The organism is Chryseobacterium sp. G0201, from assembly GCF_003815655.1.
Taxonomy (GTDB): domain Bacteria; phylum Bacteroidota; class Bacteroidia; order Flavobacteriales; family Weeksellaceae; genus Chryseobacterium.
On record NZ_CP033917.1, the window covers coordinates 4,021,793 to 4,040,766 of the forward strand.

The window sequence follows — 18,974 nt, forward strand, 5'->3', positions numbered from 1 at the left end:
GTCAAAATTAAGGTTTTTTATGACCTGTGCAAGTTTTTTGAAACTTTCACATTTTTTAACACTTTGACTTGGAATTGCTGTCTCTCTCTACTATTATAATAGCTTGGTACCATAGTTTCAGTGGGCTTGTGTTTATCATACACAATGGTATCAAACGAGATTGACATAGAACACTTCATTGAAAGAGTGATTAGCACAACCATGAAGGTTCTCACTAATCCTTTGCAAATGGGTTCTTCGGCAATCCTGACTTTCGATTGAGTTCTCAATCTTATATCAAGTAACAACAATCTTATGACAATTTCTATTCCAATAAATGGATGGTGACAAAAAGGCATAATAAAAAAAGCGATCTAAAAAGACCGCTTTCATTTTATGCATTCTGCTTCACTCTTTTAGCAGACATATTTAAAAATCGTTTGACGAGCATCACCGCAGAGATTGTTAATCCCAATCCTAAAGCGATCCACATTCCGAAAGCTCCCATTTCCATCGTTACACAAAGGAAATATCCTAAAGGAATCGTAATCACCCAATACGCAATAAACGTATAAATAGAAGGGATTTTAACGTCCTGTAAACCTCTCAACATTCCCAATGCCGTAACCTGAATCCCGTCTGAAAGCTGGAATAAAGCAGCAATAATCATTAATTTTGAAGCTAACTGAATCACTTCGACTTCTTCTTTTTTAGTGAAGAAAGTAGGAAGAATATCTTTTCCAATAATGAAAACTGTTCCACAGATACACATGAAAATAAAGGCAATTTTCAGGTTATTGATTCCGACTTTTCTTAATTCAACAAAGTTTTGTTCACCTAATTTTTTACCAATCATCACGGTTGATGCAACACTGAAACCAATACATAAATTAAAGGTAAAAGAAGCCATACTCAAAGCAATTTGGTGAGAAGCGATGTCATGAGCAGAGATTAATCCGCAGATAAAAGCCGCTCCTGCAAAAGCCGTTACTTCAAAGAACATTTGTAAAGCTGTCGGGAAGCCCAATCTTACCATTTTTTCAAACATTTCTTTCGTAAAAACCTGAATTTTTAATGAAAAGTCTTTGATATATTGTCTTGTTTTTTTCTCTTTTAAAAGTACATAGTACAAGAAAACGACCATGAAAATTCTGGCAATTAAACTTGCTAATGCAGAACCTTTTACACCCATTTCCGGGAAGATCCAAAGTCCTTTAATGAAAACATAGTTTAAAACAATGTTAATTACATTTGCGATGATGGTCGCTTTCGTAACTCCAATCGTATAAGATAATCCTTCGGAAACCTCTCTCAATGTCTGAAAAGCCATGAAAGGAACAATACTTACCGCCATAATTCCTAAGAAATCTACCGTATCGGGAACGATCTTTGCAGGTTGACCTGAATGATAGAGTAGAGGAAGTCCCAAAAGCAGGACGCCCATCAAAATAATTCCAACAGTCATATTGATAACAAATCCGTGACTGAAAACCGAGTTGATCGTTTTGTGATCACCTTTAGACTGCGCTTCCGAAACCAATGGTGGAATCGCAAAAGAAAATCCCAGCGCCAATACAAACATTGAGAAAAACACCGCATTTCCTAAAGACACAGAAGCCAATGCGTCAGCTCCTAATAATTTTCCGACAATAATATTGTCGAACAGATTCACCGAGACTTGCCCCACCTGCGTCAACATCACAGGAAGAGCCAAAGTAAGGCATTCTTTTGTATATTTTCTATCTAAAAATTTCATAGTAGTTTATAATTCATATAGTTTTAATCAAATTGTTTTGTGGTTTAAAACAAAAAAAATTGCAGTAACAAATGATACTGCAATTTTTAATATATTTAAAATAATAATTAAATTATTTCCTTACAAAACTTGCAACATCCTCTTCGGAAACAGTAGCTCCACCAAGAATAATTAATCTTTCCACAACATTTCTCAATTCTCTGATATTTCCAGTCCACGAAAGGGCTTTTAATGCTTCAATAGCTTTATCATCAAATTTTTTCAAAGCAGTACCGTGTTCTTCAGAGATCATAGCCGAAAAATGATCTACCAATAATTTGATATCCTCTTTTCTCTCATCCAATGGCGGAACATAGATCTCGATCACAGAAAGCCTGTGGTAAAGATCTTCTCTGAATTTTCCTTCTTCAATTTCCTTCTGCATATTTTTATTCGTTGCTGCAAGAACTCTCACATCAACTTTAATTTCCTTATCGCTTCCGACAGGAGAAACTTTACTTTCCTGTAAAGCTCTTAAAACCTTAGCCTGAGCGATCAAACTCATGTCTCCGATCTCATCTAAGAAAATAGTACCGCCAGTAGCTTGTTCAAATTTCCCCTGCTTATCTTTAATAGCACCTGTAAACGAACCTTTTACGTGTCCGAAAAGTTCAGATTCAATTAATTCTGAAGGAATTGCAGCACAGTTTACTTCGATCATTGGACCTCTTGCTCTTTCACTTTGATTGTGAATAGCATGAGCTACCAATTCTTTTCCGGCACCGTTTGGACCTGTAATCAATACTCTCGCATCAGATACAGCTACCTTTTCAATCATATCCTGGATCTTCTGTAATCCGGCAGACTGACCGATCATTTGGTACTTTTTGTTAACTTTTTTCTTTAAAGTTTTATTTTCAGTTTGAAGATTTTTATTTTCTTTCTTCAAAGTTTCTTTAACCAAGGCATTTTTTACGCTTGTAATCAAACGGTTGATGTCAATGGGTTTAGAAATGAAGTCATATGCACCATCCCTTAAACAAGAAACCGCAGAATCAATGTCTGCGTGTCCTGAGATCATGATAAAAGTAGTTTCAGGTTTCAGAGCCAGACTTTGCTTTAAAAGTTCTGTACCTGAGAGTTTTGGCATTTTAATATCCGAGATCACCAGCGCGAAATCTTCTTTTTCTACTTGCTTATAGCCTTCTAAACCATCTTCGGCGATTACAAATTCATAATTGGTAAGTTCATCCGAAAGAATACTGTGAAGTACTCCGGAGATTGCTTTTTCGTCTTCTACAATAAGGATTTTTTGCATAGTTGCAAATTTAATTTTTTTGATTGAATTATTAGCAAAAACTGTACCTAAATGTTCTATTTTGAATAATCTCTCCTTCCGAAAATAGCAGATCCAACCCTCACAGAATTAGCGCCGCATTCAATGGCAATCGGGAAATCGTCACTCATTCCCATTGATAATGTTTCCAGTTTTTTTAGTTGATTTAATTCGTTAAAAACTTTATTTAGTAATAAAAATTCCTCTTTTACCTGGTTCTGATCGTCTGTAAACGTTGCCATTCCCATTAAACCGGTAATTTCAACATTTGGAAATTCTTCATTGATATATTTTTTGAATAAATTTTCAGCTTCAGTAATTTCAAGTCCGAATTTACTGTCTTCTGCCGCTATTTTAACCTGTAGAAGAACTTTAATCTTACGGCTATGCTTTCCTGCTTCTTTATTAATTTCCAGTAATAATTTCTTAGAATCAACACTTTGAATGGTATCAACAAATTCAGCTATATATTTTACTTTATTGGTTTGTAAATGCCCGATCAGATGCCATTGGATATCTTTTGGAAGCAAAGGATATTTTTCTAATAATTCCTGAACTTTATTTTCTCCAAAAACTCTTTGTCCAAGATCATAAACCTCCTGAATCGCTGAAACAGGATGTGTTTTTGAAACTGCAACCAACTGCACAGTTGAGGGAAGTTGATTTTTTATAGTATGATAGTTTTCTGTAATGCTCATAATTGCAAATTTCTGAATTTTAAAAGCAAAAAACTAATGAATTTATAAAATTTTAATGATAAAATCTTGCACTCAGACTGTCATTGCGAACCGAAGGTGAAGCAATCTCTTAATATTCTTAATCTCTAAAATAAATTTTAATGTTTAAAAAATTATACCATTAAGTTAGAATAAATTGTTAAGATTATTAAGCTTAGATTCTCAGTTCGTCAGAGTGACAATTATACTGTATAAGTTTTGTTAATTCAAAATCTCATTAATTTTCGGATAAGCAGATATTTTCCTGAAAACAAATCTGTTGGTTTTCTGAAGTTTTTCGATAAAAAGATCAAGCTCATCAATAGAATCTGCATCCGTTAAATATTGATCGTGCGTTAGAAAAACCAAATGCCTTGAGGTTTTTTCAAGATCATTAAAGAAAATACTGTCTACTTTTTTCAGCATAGCCTGATGGTTTCCTTTCAAAGCCATTTTATTGGTAGGTTTCCATTCCAGATCCCAACCGATGACCTTGTAGCCGGCTTTTTGCAAGCTGTTTGCTGCTAGAGTAGAGCTTTTTAGATCTGTAGCAGTAATATTGTTCAGTCTCCAGATATTTCTTCCGGGAGTTCTTGCGATTTTATCAGTTAGTCTTAAACTGTCTTTTGCAATGTCAAAATCACGGACTACAGCCTCAGGATTTCTATAAAAATCTGTGTATTTATTGTGAGCGTGAGTATAACTGTGATTGGCCAGTTCTATCAAAGGATCTTTTCTTAATAATTCGAGACCGTCCTTTTGTTTTTTACTTCCATAAGCGTGTTGCCCAACTAGGAAAGCGGTGGCGCAAACGTTTCTTTTATTTAAAATTCTAAGAAGATTTTCGGTTCCTTGATTAGGGCCATCATCAAAAGTAAGGTAAATAACTCTTTTGTCGGAAGGAACATCTTCATCATCAATTTGGGGGATAATTTTTGCGACGGGATGGACGTTGGAAATCATTTTTTCAGATTTTTTCTTGTCATTTTGCTGATCACAGCTGTTAAATAAAAACGAAGTCGCACTCATCAATGCAAGCATCCCAAGAAAAGTCCCGTTTTTAGACTTTTCCGCAAAGTTTTTTTTCATAAAAGTAAATGGAAGTTAAATTTGTTAAAAATCGTTAAATTTTACGAAATAATGTTAACAAATTATATGCCGCATTTACTTAAAATTTCACTTTTTAAGGATTTTTTAATTTATTTTTTTTAACTGATTTTTATTCCAGAATTTTCTTCAAATACAGCGAATTATGAATTGCAGCAGTTCCCCAAGTGTTATTGAAAAATATAAATATTTTATGTTGCGATTTTCTAATTTTATCAGCTAAATTATTAAGAAATTCTTCTGAGTATTCAGACTTATAAAGAATAGGTTTTCCGTGAAGTCTGTAGTATATAATCTCAGAATGATTTATAATAAAATCTTCCGGCAGATTACCTGGAAAGCTCACTCCGGAAAAAACGATGTCTTTTTCTTTTAAGATATCAAAAATTTCTTTTGTCCACCAAGATTCATGACGAAATTCAATGACATTTGAAAAGTTGAAATCAAGAGTATTTAAAATTAGATCAATATTTTCCTGAGTATTTTTTAAAGAAGGCGGAAACTGATATAAAAATCCTGAAAGTTTATCCTTTAGATTAGTTTGAATATGATTGCAGAATTCTGAAATTTCTTCCTTACAATCTTTCAATCGCTTTTCATGCGAAATCACTTTTGGGATTTTAATGAAAAATTTAAAGTCATCGGGAGTTTCATCAAACCATTTGATAAGTGTTTTTGCAGTTGGTTTTCTGTAGAAAGTAGAATTGATCTCAACTGTATTAAAGGTTTGAGAATACAGCGTAAGAAAGTCTTTATTTTTGGCATCTTCAGGATATAAAGATCCTTTCCAATCAGCATTGTAAAAGCCTGAACAACCGATATAAAGATTTTCTTTTTTCATATTTAAAAATGTATTGAATATTTTAAGTTTTGGCTAAAGCCAATTCCTATTCATATGAAAACTTTATTTCTCTCGCAGATTTATATTCAATTGTTTATTAAAATCAATATCAATAAAAATCTGCGAAAGAATTAAAAATTTATTTAATCTCCAAATCAACCGAATTCAATCGCAATGAATTTAAGATCACAGATAATGAACTGAAACTCATCGCTGCCGCTGCGATCATCGGAGATAATAGAATTCCAAAAAATGGATACAATAATCCTGCCGCAACCGGAACACCTAACACATTATAAATAAAAGCAAAAAACAGATTTTCCTTAATATTTTTCAATAATTTTTCACTTAATAATTTTGCCTGGGCAACGCCAAGAAGATCTCCTTTCAATAAAGTAATTTCAGAACTTTCTATGGCAACATCAGTTCCGGTTCCCATGGCAATCCCGATATTGGCTTGTGCTAAAGCAGGGGAGTCGTTGATTCCATCGCCCGTCATGGCTACGATTTTGCCTTCTTTTTGAAGTTTTTTCACTTCATTTAATTTATCTTCAGGAAGGCAGTTGGCTTTAAAATGTTTGATTCCCAATTCATCGGCAACAGCTTTTGCGGTATGTTCGTTATCGCCCGTCATCATCATAATATCAATGCCTTCACTGATCAATTGCTGAACGGCTTTTTTAGAACTTTCCTTAATTTTATCCGTAAAACTAATGAATCCTAACACTGAATTTTCTTCAGCAATATAAGAAATCGTATGGGCTTTTGACTGAACTTCAATTGCTTTTTGTTTCAAATTTTCAGGAATCGTAATTTTATTGGAAGTCAATAACGTTTCGTTTCCGAGATAAATCGTTTTTCCATTGATATTCCCTTTTACGCCTTTCCCGGAAATATTTTCAAACTGATCTACTTTTTCAGCCTTAATATTTTGTTCTTTTGCCTTTTTGATCACAGCATTCGAAAGTGGATGTTCTGAATTTTGATTCAATGAAAAAGCCAATTTGAAGATTTGATTTTTATCTTCATTTTTTGCTGTTTCAATATGTTCTACAGAAGGTTTTCCTTCGGTTAAAGTACCTGTTTTATCGGTAATTAAAACGTTTACTTTATTCATTTGTTCAAGGGCTTCGGCATTTTTAATTAAGATACCATTTTTAGCACCTTTTCCAATTCCGACCATTAAAGACATCGGAGTTGCAAGGCCTAAAGCACATGGACAAGCCACGATTAAAACAGCTACCGCGTTCACAAAAGCAAATAACGTTTTTTGACCTTCCGGACCGAAAAACTGCCATAAAATAAAAGTAAGAACGGCAATCAAAATAACAGCAGGAACAAATACTTTGGCAACTTTATCCGTCAATTTTTGTATTGGAGCTTTGCTTCGGCTGGCATCATTAACCATTTTAATGATCTGAGAAAGCAATGTTTCATCACCTACTTTTTCAGCTTTCATAATAAAAACCTGATTCCCGTTAATCGTTCCGGAAGATACTCTGTCATTGATCGTTTTCTCAACAGGAATCGGCTCTCCCGTGATCATACTTTCGTCTACAATAGAACTTCCTTCGATAATTTTTCCGTCAACAGGAATTTTTTCACCCGGTTTTACTTTTAAGAGATCTCCAATTTTGACTTGAGAAAGCAATACTTTTTTATCTTCACCATTTACCATCAAATTGGCTTCATCAGGAGAAAGATTCATTAATTCACGGATGGCATTTCCTGTCTTTTTGTGAGCAGCAGCTTCCATTAACTGCCCTAAAATAACAAGCGTTAAAATCACAGTGACTGCCTCAAAATACAATGGGATTTCATGATTATGACCTCGAATTTCATGCGGCATAATATCAGGAAAAGCTAAAGCAACAATACTGAAAATAAATGCTGCAGCAACACCCAAAACGATCAAGCTGAACATATTTAAGTTCCATGTTTTGAAAGAAATATAGCCTCTTTTCATTAAGAACCAACCTGAATAAAACAGTACGGGAAGCGTTAAAATCAACTCAATTATTCCTTGGATTTGATAAGAAAAAGGGAAGTTAATAAACATTCCACCCATTGAAAGTATAAAAACAGGAATGGTAAAAGCCAGAGAAATAATGAATTTACGTTTTAAAATATTGTAAGTTTCATCCTCTTCTTCACCGTCTGCATCAGGCATTCTTACCAAATCCATTCCGCAAATCGGGCAATCTCCGGGTTCATCACTGATAATTTCAGGATGCATGGGACAAGTGTATTTGGCTGCTTTTTTTTCTGGATATTTCACCAAATCCATTCCGCAAACAGGACAGCCGACGTTACTGTCGTATACTTTGTCGCCCTCACAATACATCGGACAGAAGTATTTACCCGCCATTTCATCCGTAACTTTCGGAGCTTCATGATGATGGCTGTGATTGTGGGAATGAGAATGGGTCTGCGAGGTTGAATTTTGAACTAAATCTTCCGTAATCTCCTCCAGATGCATGTGACAAACAGGGCAATCGCCTTTTTCATCATAGATTGTATCGCTTTCACAGAACATTGGACAATAGTATTTTCCAATATTATCTTTGAAATTTTCAGGTAAGTTGATGGAAGAATAGGTTGGTTTATAATTGGGGTCTTTTGCTAATTTTTCCTCAATAGGAACGAGATACATATTGCAATCCGGGCATCTTTGTCCTTGTTTGAAATATACTTTATCTCCTTCACATTCCATCGGGCAATAATATACCGAAGATGGAGAAACTCGATCCTGAGGTTTTACAAAAGCTTTATCGGGGCTGTTTGGATCTTCTAATTTATAGTTTCCAATTTCTTCTAAAGCTTTATTTAAAGCAGAAAGTTCAATTTCTTTATCGGATATAATGGTTGCCGTACTGTTATCCAGATTGATATCAGCTTTAATATCTTCCAGGCTGTTAAGCTTTTCTGATATTTTTTTCTGACAACCGGAACACGTCATCCCGAGTATTTTATATTGTTGTTGCATGATCCTAAATTTATACTACAAATTTCCAAAATGAAGGCGGAAGCTTGTTATAAATTTAAGGATAATGTTTATAAAATTAGGTTGGAGTGTTGGAGTGTATTAGAGTTTTAGGGTAAGAGTGTATAAAAGGGATTGAAAGTGATGAGTTAGTTTAGGGTAAAAATTCTAATATGCTCATACGCTCAAACTCTCAGACAAAATCCAGCGGCTTTCTGTTATGAATTTTCAGTTTTTTGAATTCAGTAGGAGTGAAGCCTGTGCTGTTTCGGAATTGGGATGATAAATGCTGAACGCTTTTGTAACCTAACTTTCCGGAGATTTCCGTTAAATTAAATTCGTTATATAAAAGCAATTCTTTTACTTTTTCAATTTTTTGAAGGATGAAGAATTGCTCCAGCGTAATATTTTCGTTTTGAGAAAAGGTTTTTGAAAGCGAGCTGTAATCTTTATGAAGTTTCGAGCTTAAAAATTCAGACAAAAGAAAATTTTCATCAATATCAAGTTCGCTGATTTTTTCAATAATCAGTGTTTTGATTTTATCTATAAGTTGATGTGCGGAATCCTTTATTCTCTCAAAACCGGTTTCTTCAAGTCGTTTTTCAAGTAATTCCAGAGTGCTATTGGCGATTTCAGTTTCGGATTCGACCTCGCCAAGATTAATTGATGTAATCTTGATATTAAAATCATTAAAAATATTCTCAACGGCAGAAATACACCTGCCGCAAACCATATTTTTTATGAAAATTTTCATAATTGACTGTTTAATCTGTCTTTCACAAACTCAACCTTAGTTTTACCGTGTGGCAAAGGGTTTCCCTCTTCTCCAAGATTTACCATTACGATCTTATCTACCGTAATGATCGTTTGGTGAGTCATTTTGTTTCTAACATCACAACATAGCGTGATTGAGGAAGATCCGAATGAAGAAACTTCAATCCCGATTTCGATAATATCTCCCTGTTTTGCGGAACTTACGAAATTGATCTCGGATATAAATTTGGTAACAACTTTTGTATTTTCTAATTGAATGATGGCATAAAGAGCAGCTTCTTCATCGATCCATTGTAATAATCTTCCTCCAAAAAGTGAATGATTAGGATTAAGATCTTCCGGTTTTACCCATTTTCTAGTGTGGTAATTCATGTTTCATTTGTTTGTGGTGCAAATTTAGTGTTAAAAACTGGCTTTATCAAAGGAATAGCATTTAGTTATTAAAAGAGAATTATTTATTTTCTCAATCATTTTCTCTTTGATCGCATAGCTTTTACTTTTTTTATTGAATCATCATTTAAAAAGGTTTCATAATCTTTACTTTCTAAAGGAAATAAGGCAACTTTCCCTTCTGAATTATGATGAATTCCAAAACCATATCTTTTCGCTAATGGTGAGGTACGAAGGCAAGGCTGGCATTTTGAAAAGAACTAATTCCTTTCTTCTTGCTCTTCACTTTTCGAAATATCATTTTTAATTGTGTAACAAGTGAAAATAATATCGTCAGAAGAATATTTATAAGGATTTTTTACAATTTGATCATATTGAAGATTGGCTAACGTTTTTTCATTCTTTTTAGGCGGTACCTGTGCCTTTGAAACAGTGCAGTCATCTGCCACTTCAATAAAAGTATTGGTGTAGTTGGTGGTATGTTCTTTCATATTAACATGATTAAAATATTAGCACTGTGATTTACAATATTCCTTATATTCTAATAGGTCTCCAGGCTGGCAGTCTAACGCTTTACAAATAGCTTCAAGCGTACTGAAACGAATAGCTTTTGCTTTTCCCGTCTTTAAAATCGAAAGATTGGATAGTGTAATATCCACTTTTTCGGACAATTCATTGAGAGATATCTTCCTTTTGGCCATTATTACATCTAAATTTACTATTATTGGCATATAATCTTTGAAATTAATGATTGTTTTTGATGTTAAATAATTCTTAAATTTAATACAAATATCAATAAATATTTGTTGAAAAACAATAAATATTTATTTTTTTTTAATATTTAAACTTTAAAAACTCTAAAACTGTAGAAAATACAGATAAAAAAAACTTTGATTTGAAATTTTTAATTGTATCTTGCATACGTTTATATTTGGAATCAATATTTGTTCATTAATTTATGTTGCTTTTCTTTTATATACCAAATTTTTATTAATTTTTTAATTTTATTCAAAATGAACATTTTTGTTTCAAACATTAATTACTCAACTAAAGAGTACGAGTTACACGATTTATTTGCAGCATATGGTGAGGTATCATCTGCTAAAATAGTTACAGACAGAGAAACTGGTCGTTCTAGAGGTTTCGGTTTTGTAGAAATGGGTGATGAAGAAGGAAAACAAGCAATTGAAGCTCTTAACCAGTACGAACTAAACGGAAAAACGCTTAACGTATCTGAAGCTAAGCCAAGAGAAGAGAAGCCAAGAAGAAGCTTTGACAACAACCGTGGAGGAAACGGTGGTGGTTACGGTGGTGGTGGAAACAACAGAAGCGGTGGCGGTGGCTACGGTGGAGGTGGAAACAGCCGTGGTGGTAATGGCGGTGGAAATCGTTGGTAAAAAAATATAAGCGGCTTTTTTAAGCCGCTTTTTTTATGCACTATTATAATGAAATATTAATTATAGTTTATTTTTTCGTAGTACTTTCTGTTTTTATTTTGAAAATTAACATGAATTTTGTAAGTTAACATTCAATTTAAGAATTAGGTTATGAAAAAACAATTACTTTTGGCATTATTTGCAATTCCAGCCATTGCAAATGCTCAATTTTTCCAAAATTTTGAAGCTTCCGCTTCCCTTCCTACGGGTTGGACAGCCCTCAACGGAGGAGACGCAAATACTTGGGAAATTATAGATTATACTGGTGGAAGTATTACGGCTTACAGTGGTGCGAGAACGGCTTCAATAAGATATAATTCTGATGCCCATGATGATTATTTGGTTACACCTGCTATTACAGTTACTGCCGGAGTAAGCGATTATCTTTCTTTTTATGCACGTAGTCGTGATCCTTTGTATCCGGAAACGATCAGCGTAAAGGTATCTACAACAACACCTACGGCTGCTGCCTTTACGAATACTTTAGCGGCTACTGTAGCTCCATCAAGCGGACCTGATTTTTATAGATATTCTTATGATCTTTCTGCTTATATAGGGCAAACGATTTATATCGGATTCTATTCTGCAACTACAGATCTTTTTTATTTTGATATTGATGATGTTCTTAATGGACCAAAACCGGCATGTGATATCCCGTCTTCTATAGCTGTAAATGGAGTTACTTCAAACTCTGCAAATATAAGTTGGACAGCATCTCCTACGCCAGGTGCAACCTATCAGATTGAATACGGGCCGACAGGATTTACACAGGGAACAGGAACTATGGCAAATAGTGGAACTGCATCCGCAACGCTTCCTTCTCTTAATCCATCTACGGCTTATCAGTTTTATGTAAGATCAAATTGTGCAGCCAACGGATTCAGTACTTGGTCTGCTGCTCAGTCATTTACGACTACATGTGCTCCTTTAGCAACATTCCCGTATACGCAGAACTTTGATAATGCTACGATCCCTTCGTGTTGGGCTAATGAAGCTGTTTCAGGTGCTGGTACTGCAACATGGGCTTATGTTACAGCTAACGGAAACTCTTCAATCACTCCTAAATCAGCACCAACAATGGCTGAATTCAGAACAGAAGAAGCTGGTGAAAAGGCAAAATTATTATTACCTCCATTGAATATCTATGCACTTGCAAATCCGGAACTTAGATTCAGTTTAGCAAACGTAAACTGGTTTGGTGATATTGATGAATTAAGAATTTTTTATAAAGCAAACCCATCTGATGCATGGACTCAGGTAGGAAGTTCTTACACTACTGAAAATGCAGCTTGGCTGGACGTAAGTATTCCTCTTCCAAATAAATCTGCAAACTATCTGATCGCCTTAGAAGGTACTTCGAACTGGGCGAGAGGAATTGATGTAGATAATGTTTCTGTGGTTGATGCTTCTGCTACGTTAGCAGTTAATGATATTGCTAAAAACAGCGGAGTGAAAGTGTATCCAAATCCTGTGAAAGATGTTTTAAATATTAATACTGACAAAAAGGTTAATAGTATTGAAATATTCTCTCTGACAGGTCAGTTGGTACGAAAATTTGATAATAATTCTAAACAAGTGAATGTATCTGATCTGAAAAAAGGAGTTTACTTATTACGAGTAAAATCTGAAGGTAAAGATGAATCATTTAAAATTGTCAAGGACTAAATACAATGAAAGCGGCTTTTAGGCCGCTTTTTTTATGTATTTTATTTCTCTTTTATCAGCAGTACTGCATTGTCGTAATAGATGGAGCCTGATTTATTGTATGGCGATTTATCATTCGAAATAGTAAGAAAAACTACTTTGATATGATATTTACCAAGATCTTTTTCCAAGGAGATTTCCGGTAATTTTACGACACCTTTTCTGCCCGAATATTCTTTAAATAAATTATTAATGCCGGGAGTGAAATCTACTTCTTCTTTCGAATTAAGGTTTACTTTTAATGTAACTCCTTTATCGGATCTTTCGATTATATTGAATTTGTCACCATTTATTTCTTTAGTATCATCATTATAATTTCTTAAATTAAAGGAATATTGATAATTATCTAAAGTGATATATTGTTTTTCAGATTCTAGGCTAAGCCTTTCGTAATCAGAAGTGATTGTTCTGTTTGTATTGGTAAATTCACTCTGAACACTAAATCTTAAAATTGAAAACGGATTCGCTTTAATCTCATTTTCTAAGGTGTGATTCTTTTTTGTATCCACTAGATTTAAAAGAAAATCTGCCTGTTTTCTTTCTGCTAAAAATTCAAATTTATCTCCAATTTCATTAACGATGGTATCGGTTACTTTCTTTTGAAAATCGATTTTATTGTTGCTTAATAATTGCTTTTCATTTAAAAGTTTAAGCAATTCAGATTTTTGACTTCTTTTTGAAACACTGAAAGCATTTAAATAAGGAAATGTCAATGCAAAAACTCCAAAAGCAAACAAACTTATCGGAATAAATTTTATACTTGAATTCTTCTTAAATACAAAATAAATTACAATACTTAAAAGCCATAAAGCCAAGAGAAGCACAAAATATCTGGGTTCAGTATATCCATATTCCAAGATTCTTGTAAAAATTGCTGTAAACAAAAGGATAATAAGCGGAATAATTGTGAAATAAAAGACTTTTGAAAAGATTTTTACCCAAGATTTTGTATTATTCTCTTTCAATGGATGAACTAGCAATAAAGCCAGAATTCCCACAATACTGTACGCTAAAACAAGGTAAGAAACCCAACCTCTCGGAAGCTGCCAGTTGATCAGTATTTTAAATGAATAGAAATACAGAATTATGACGTAAATAAATAATAATGGAATTAAAATAAACTGCGTGAAAAATTTTAATATTACAGGATATTTTCCATCTTTTTCAAGGTAACTTAATCCTTTTTCATTAAATAATAAGAAGATAAAGCAACTCCCGAAAATAGCAAAGAAAAAGAAAAGATCTGCATAAAGCTTATCATTAAAATCAAAATCAAAAAGCTTATCAACCGCCAAAACCGCCAATTGTACACCGCCAGTAAGTACACCTGTAAAAATTGCTGTAAGGAAAATATTAACGAACAGATTTTTGTTATACTGCCAGAAATTAAGTTCTTTATTCTTATCTAAAAAAGGGACAAAAGAAACCAGCAAGTGGGAGAGTAGAAACGTTATTGCAATAATGTAACCATGCGTTTCTATAAACTCTTTTTTCTCGTCGGGAAAGATAAAGTAAAAGCCAATCAGGAAAATAACTCCGCAAATCTCCAATAAAAAAGCCTTACCAATTCTTTGGGAAAGCATTTTTAAAGCAAATAGTAAAGAAATTCCGAGACCAAGACACATCGTGACTTTGGAATAGGTAAAGAACGATGTTTCACTAGAGCTTGTTTCGGCCATATAAATAGCCCCACCCGCAGTAAGCAGCGCTATAACCAAAACCATGGGATAACGGAATATTACATCACCCACTTTCCCGATTATTTCTCGAAATTTTGTTTTCATGATCTAAGTGTTTTTGTGTTTAGTCTTTTTTCTTCTTCTTTTTTTTGTCTTTATCTTTATCCTTGGCTTTTTTATCTTTTTTAGGATTTAAAATCTCATTGGCAATTTCCAGTTTCGGAGCCTTTACTTTTGTAGGTTTAAGTTCCATTTTAAGATCAAAATAACTTCTGAGATCATCTTGTGAAACCAATTTTTCGTTCATTAAAAACTCCAGGATCTCTTTTCCGGAATCATGAAAAAAATTATGTGAAAGCTCTTTTAATAAGAATTTCTTATAATTTTCGAAAGGCATAATAACTGTATATTTAAAAATTCTGCCCTCCTTTTCAGTAGATAAATAACCTTTTTCAACCAATATTTTCAAGTATGTAGAAACTGTATTTTGGTGTGGTTTCGGCTCAGGATGCTGCTCCATCACATCTTTTAAATAAAATGAATTCAGCGTCCAAAAAAGTTTCATTAAATTCTCTTCGGCAGAGGTAAGATGATTTATTTTCATATATTCTTAATGTTGAAATTGTATATTGCAATAAAGATAAATAAAAGATACCAGAAAAGCTATTCCGGCTCCCATAAATACCTCTTTTACGGTGTGTCTTTTTAAAATAATTCTCGTAATTCCTACCAAAGCGGCAATTCCCAACCAAAGGATTCCCATTTTCCAGTTTAATGCAAAAAATAATGCTGCCACAAATACATTAAATGCTGTGTGCATCGAACTTTTAATGAAAAAATTACTGATCTGTAAAGAAAAAAGAAGAATTAATATAAAAAGCATGATAAAATCGATATATCCGTTTTTGATATAATTAAAAAGCATGTAACCGGTAACACAAACTGCGATAAAAATGTATAACGTTTTCCTCTGAACCCGATTGGAGACATCCATATTCGTATATCTTCCGGTTCTTACATTCCAAACCAGCCAAATCACAACAGGTAAAATCACAATTAATAATATGGGAAGAAAGTGTGTAACAGACTCTTTAAAAGTATATTCCCGAAGGCTCATATAAATGAAAAATATAAACAGAGAAGTCAATGGATTAAAAAAATCTGAGATGATTTTTGAGATTTTATGTATAAATGAAGGCTGTTTTTCTTCCATATTTAAGTTTGATAATGTAAATATAATACTATAACTAAAAAAACAATTGGTATGTATACAATAAAAATGAAGTTTTTTTTATAATTTTGCTCAACTATTTCATAATAAATAAGCAAGAGCTAACACATGAAAGAATTTTCTAAAGAGGTATACCTGAAGTGGTATGAAGATATGACAATGTGGAGAAGGTTTGAAGACAAATGCCGTTCTCTTTATTTAAAACAAAAAATCAGAGGTTTTTTACATTTGTATAATGGTCAGGAGGCTATACCTGCTGGTTTCACGCATGCAATGGATTTAACTAAAGATAGTATGATCACTGCTTACAGATGCCACATCCATCCAATGGCAATGGGAGTAGACCCTAAAAGAATCATGGCAGAACTTTGTGGTAAAGCTACAGGTACGTCAGGAGGTATGGGTGGATCTATGCACATTTTCAGTAAAGAACACCGTTTTTATGGTGGTCACGGTATTGTTGGGGGTCAGATTCCTTTAGGTGCAGGGATTGCTTTTGCAGATAAATTTTTTGACAGAAAAGCGGTAAATATCTGTTTCTTCGGAGATGGAGCAGCAAGACAGGGTTCATTACATGAAACGTTTAACATGGCGATGAACTGGAAACTTCCGGTAGTATTCGTTGTAGAAAACAACCAGTATGCAATGGGAACTTCTGTTAAGAGAACAGCTAACCACGAAGATATCTATAAATTAGGTTTAGGATACGAAATGCCTTGTCTTCCTGTAGATGCAATGGATCCTGTGAAAGTAGCAGAAGCTGCTTACGAGGCTATTGAAAGAGCAAGAAGAGGAGATGGGCCAACTTTCATCGAAGCTAGAACTTACCGTTACAGAGGTCACTCTATGTCTGACGCTGAGCCTTACAGATCTAAGGATGAAGTGGCTATTCATAAAAATGATGACCCTATCGAATTGGTTAAATCAAGAATCTTATCAAACAACTGGGCAACTGAGCAGGAATTAGAAGTTATCGATAACAAATCAAGAGATTTTGTTGATGAGTGTATCGAATTCATGGAAAATTCTCCATATCCGGATGCAGATAAAGTGTATGAGTATGTTTATTCTCAGGAAAACTATCCATTCTTAGACAAATTAGAAAACTAATAAATAATTTGCTGATAACGATGATATGCTGGTGTGTTAATTATTTTCACTTTTAAGGTATCATCACATCATCAACATTAACAAATTAATAAATTAAATTATGGCAGAAGTTATTACAATGCCGCGTCTTTCCGACACTATGACGGAAGGTAAAGTGGCGAAATGGCATAAAAAAGTAGGTGATAAAGTAAAGGAAGGAGATATTTTAGCTGAAATTGAAACAGATAAAGCTGTTCAGGATTTCGAATCTGAAGTAGAAGGAACTCTTTTATACGTTGGTGTAGAAGAAGGAGGTGCTGCTGCTGTAGATTCTATTTTAGCGATTATCGGTAATGAAGGTGAAGATATTTCAGCGTTGAAAGGAGGCAGTGCTCCTGCAGCTGGAGCTTCTGAAGAGAAAAAATCTGAAGAAGAATCTAAAACGGAAAATGAAGCAACAAGCGTAGAACAAACTACTGCTGAAGTGCCTGCCGGTGTTGAAGTTATTACAATGCCAAGACTTTCTGATACAATGACAGAAGGTAAAGTGGCGAAATGGCATAAAAATGTTGGAGATACAGTAAAAGAAGGTGATCTTCTTGCTGAGATTGAGACAGATAAAGCAGTTCAGGATTTTGAATCTGAATTCAACGGAGTATTATTGAAGCAAGGTGTTGAAGAAGGCGGTGCTGCTCCGGTTGATTCAGTATTGGCAATTATCGGACCTGAAGGAACTGACGTTTCTGGCGTTGGAGCTGCAAAACCTGCTGCTCAGTCTTCAGAAAAGCCTGCAGAACAAAAAGCTGAAGCTAAAACAGAAGAAAAACCTGCTGCTCAGGCTGTAAGTTCTTCATCTACCGACAGAGTTGCAATTTCTCCTTTAGCTAAAAAAATGGCTCAGGATAAAGGAGTTGACATTCACGGTATTCAGGGTTCTGGAGAAAACGGAAGAATCGTTAAAAAAGATATTGAAAACTATCAGCCATCTCAGGCAAAACCCGCAGCATCTGCGCCGACTGTAAATCCGGCTGCTCATGTTGCATTAAGTTTTGTTCAGGGAGAAGATACAGAGACTCCAAACTCTCAGGTAAGAAATATCATCGCGAAACGTCTTGCTGAAAGTAAATTCTCTGCTCCTCACTATTATCTAATGGTGGAGATCAATATGGATAAAGCAATTGAAGCTAGAAAAGAAATCAATTCTTTACCTGATACTAAAATTTCTTTCAACGACATGATTATTAAGGCGACTGCTGTTGCTTTAAGAAAACATCCACAAGTTAATTCTAGCTGGGCTGGAGATAAAGTGATCCACAGAGGAAATATCAATATTGGTGTAGCGGTAGCTATTCCTGACGGATTGGTGGTTCCTGTTCTTAAAAACACAGATCAGATGACGTATACTCAGATTTCTGCTGGTGTTAAGGATATGGCTGGAAGAGCTAAATCTAAAGGTCTTAAGGCAAACGAAATGGAAGGTTCTACTTTCTCAGTTTCTAACTTAGGAATGTTCGGAATTGAAACATTTACGAGTATCATCAATCAACCAAACTCTGCAATCCTTTCAGTAGGAGCAATCATCGAGAAACCGATCGTAAAAGACGGACAGATCGTAGTTGGAAACATCATGAAGCTTTCATTAGCTTGTGACCACAGAGTGGTAGACGGTGCTACAGGTGCTCAGTTCTTACAAACTTTAAAAACATATTTAGAAAGTCCTTTAACTTTGTTACTGTAATTTTCTAAGTTTTGAAATACAAAAACCTCTCAATTTTGGGAGGTTTTTTTGTAGGTTAAATTTTTCACTCTGTTTGTCATTCCGGAGGAATCTAAACATAGTATTAGAAAATAGTTTGGAAAAATTCGTGTCTAGATTCCTCCGGGATGACAAAGTGGATGATGTTAATTTCTAAACATTCATCTTTGCTGAGTGTTAAAGCCTTTGTGAACGAAAAAATATGTAGATTGAAATTA

At 34.2% G+C, this 18,974-nt stretch carries 16 protein-coding genes and 1 pseudogene; 4 read left to right on the plus strand and 13 right to left on the minus strand.

Annotated elements, in window-relative coordinates; all coding sequences use genetic code 11:
• Window positions 1-373: 373 nt before the first annotated feature.
• The 10 genes and pseudogenes from EG348_RS17945 to EG348_RS17990 all read right to left on the minus strand — a co-directional run bounded on the left by EG348_RS17945 (window position 374) and on the right by EG348_RS17990 (window position 10,592).
• A complete protein-coding gene (locus EG348_RS17945; protein ID WP_123984340.1) occupies window positions 374-1,735 on the minus strand; it encodes an MATE family efflux transporter in 1,362 nt (453 codons plus the stop codon).
• 112 nt (window positions 1,736-1,847) lie between these two features.
• Complete coding sequence (locus EG348_RS17950; protein WP_066758733.1) at window positions 1,848-3,032, minus strand: sigma-54-dependent transcriptional regulator; 1,185 nt, start codon at window positions 3,030-3,032, stop codon at window positions 1,848-1,850.
• A gap of 56 nt (window positions 3,033-3,088) precedes the next feature.
• Window positions 3,089-3,748, minus strand: coding sequence for a YggS family pyridoxal phosphate-dependent enzyme (locus EG348_RS17955; RefSeq protein ID WP_123984341.1), 660 nt, complete (start codon window positions 3,746-3,748; stop codon window positions 3,089-3,091).
• A gap of 240 nt (window positions 3,749-3,988) precedes the next feature.
• Window positions 3,989-4,855, minus strand: a complete 867-nt coding sequence (locus tag EG348_RS17960; protein ID WP_123984342.1) for a polysaccharide deacetylase family protein — start codon at window positions 4,853-4,855, stop codon at window positions 3,989-3,991.
• 130 nt (window positions 4,856-4,985) lie between these two features.
• On the minus strand, window positions 4,986-5,714 hold the full coding sequence (locus EG348_RS17965; RefSeq protein ID WP_123984343.1) for a DUF72 domain-containing protein: 729 nt from the start codon (window positions 5,712-5,714) through the stop codon (window positions 4,986-4,988).
• A gap of 139 nt (window positions 5,715-5,853) precedes the next feature.
• The gene (locus tag EG348_RS17970) at window positions 5,854-8,700 is read right to left on the minus strand and encodes a heavy metal translocating P-type ATPase (RefSeq protein ID WP_123984344.1); all 2,847 of its coding nucleotides are present in this window, start codon (window positions 8,698-8,700) and stop codon (window positions 5,854-5,856) included.
• Window positions 8,701-8,890: 190 nt separating this feature from the next.
• The gene (locus EG348_RS17975) at window positions 8,891-9,451 is read right to left on the minus strand and encodes a helix-turn-helix domain-containing protein (protein ID WP_123984345.1); all 561 of its coding nucleotides are present in this window, start codon (window positions 9,449-9,451) and stop codon (window positions 8,891-8,893) included.
• A complete protein-coding gene (locus EG348_RS17980; protein ID WP_123984346.1) occupies window positions 9,448-9,843 on the minus strand; it encodes an acyl-CoA thioesterase in 396 nt (131 codons plus the stop codon). The genes EG348_RS17975 and EG348_RS17980 overlap by 4 nt, the downstream gene beginning before the upstream one ends.
• A 95-nt stretch (window positions 9,844-9,938) precedes the next feature.
• Window positions 9,939-10,352: pseudogene (locus EG348_RS17985) on the minus strand (DUF6157 family protein).
• Window positions 10,353-10,370: 18 nt separating this feature from the next.
• On the minus strand, window positions 10,371-10,592 hold the full coding sequence (locus EG348_RS17990) for a helix-turn-helix domain-containing protein (protein WP_123984347.1): 222 nt from the start codon (window positions 10,590-10,592) through the stop codon (window positions 10,371-10,373).
• Window positions 10,593-10,874: 282 nt separating this feature from the next.
• Between EG348_RS17990 and EG348_RS17995 the strand changes: the two genes are divergently transcribed.
• On the plus strand, window positions 10,875-11,258 hold the full coding sequence (locus EG348_RS17995) for an RNA recognition motif domain-containing protein (protein ID WP_123984348.1): 384 nt from the start codon (window positions 10,875-10,877) through the stop codon (window positions 11,256-11,258).
• 150 nt (window positions 11,259-11,408) lie between these two features.
• The gene (locus tag EG348_RS18000; protein WP_123984349.1) at window positions 11,409-12,962 is read left to right on the plus strand and encodes a T9SS-dependent choice-of-anchor J family protein; all 1,554 of its coding nucleotides are present in this window, start codon (window positions 11,409-11,411) and stop codon (window positions 12,960-12,962) included.
• A 41-nt stretch (window positions 12,963-13,003) separates the two neighbouring features.
• On the opposite strand, the gene EG348_RS18005 is transcribed toward EG348_RS18000, so the two are convergent.
• The 3 genes from EG348_RS18005 to EG348_RS18015 are packed head-to-tail and all read right to left on the minus strand — an operon-like array spanning window position 13,004 to window position 15,893.
• Window positions 13,004-14,785, minus strand: coding sequence for a DUF4153 domain-containing protein (locus EG348_RS18005; RefSeq protein ID WP_123984350.1), 1,782 nt, complete (start codon window positions 14,783-14,785; stop codon window positions 13,004-13,006).
• 19 nt (window positions 14,786-14,804) lie between these two features.
• The gene (locus tag EG348_RS18010) at window positions 14,805-15,284 is read right to left on the minus strand and encodes a BlaI/MecI/CopY family transcriptional regulator (protein WP_123984351.1); all 480 of its coding nucleotides are present in this window, start codon (window positions 15,282-15,284) and stop codon (window positions 14,805-14,807) included.
• Window positions 15,285-15,290: 6 nt separating this feature from the next.
• A complete protein-coding gene (locus tag EG348_RS18015) occupies window positions 15,291-15,893 on the minus strand; it encodes a phosphatase PAP2 family protein (RefSeq protein ID WP_123984352.1) in 603 nt (200 codons plus the stop codon).
• A 126-nt stretch (window positions 15,894-16,019) separates the two neighbouring features.
• Between EG348_RS18015 and pdhA the strand changes: the two genes are divergently transcribed.
• The gene (gene pdhA, locus EG348_RS18020; RefSeq protein ID WP_123984353.1) at window positions 16,020-17,021 is read left to right on the plus strand and encodes a pyruvate dehydrogenase (acetyl-transferring) E1 component subunit alpha; all 1,002 of its coding nucleotides are present in this window, start codon (window positions 16,020-16,022) and stop codon (window positions 17,019-17,021) included.
• Between the two features lie 100 nt (window positions 17,022-17,121).
• Window positions 17,122-18,738: a pyruvate dehydrogenase complex dihydrolipoamide acetyltransferase gene (locus EG348_RS18025; protein ID WP_123984354.1), complete on the plus strand. Its 1,617-nt coding sequence runs from the start codon at window positions 17,122-17,124 to the stop codon at window positions 18,736-18,738.
• The last annotated feature ends 236 nt before the right edge of the window (window positions 18,739-18,974 follow it).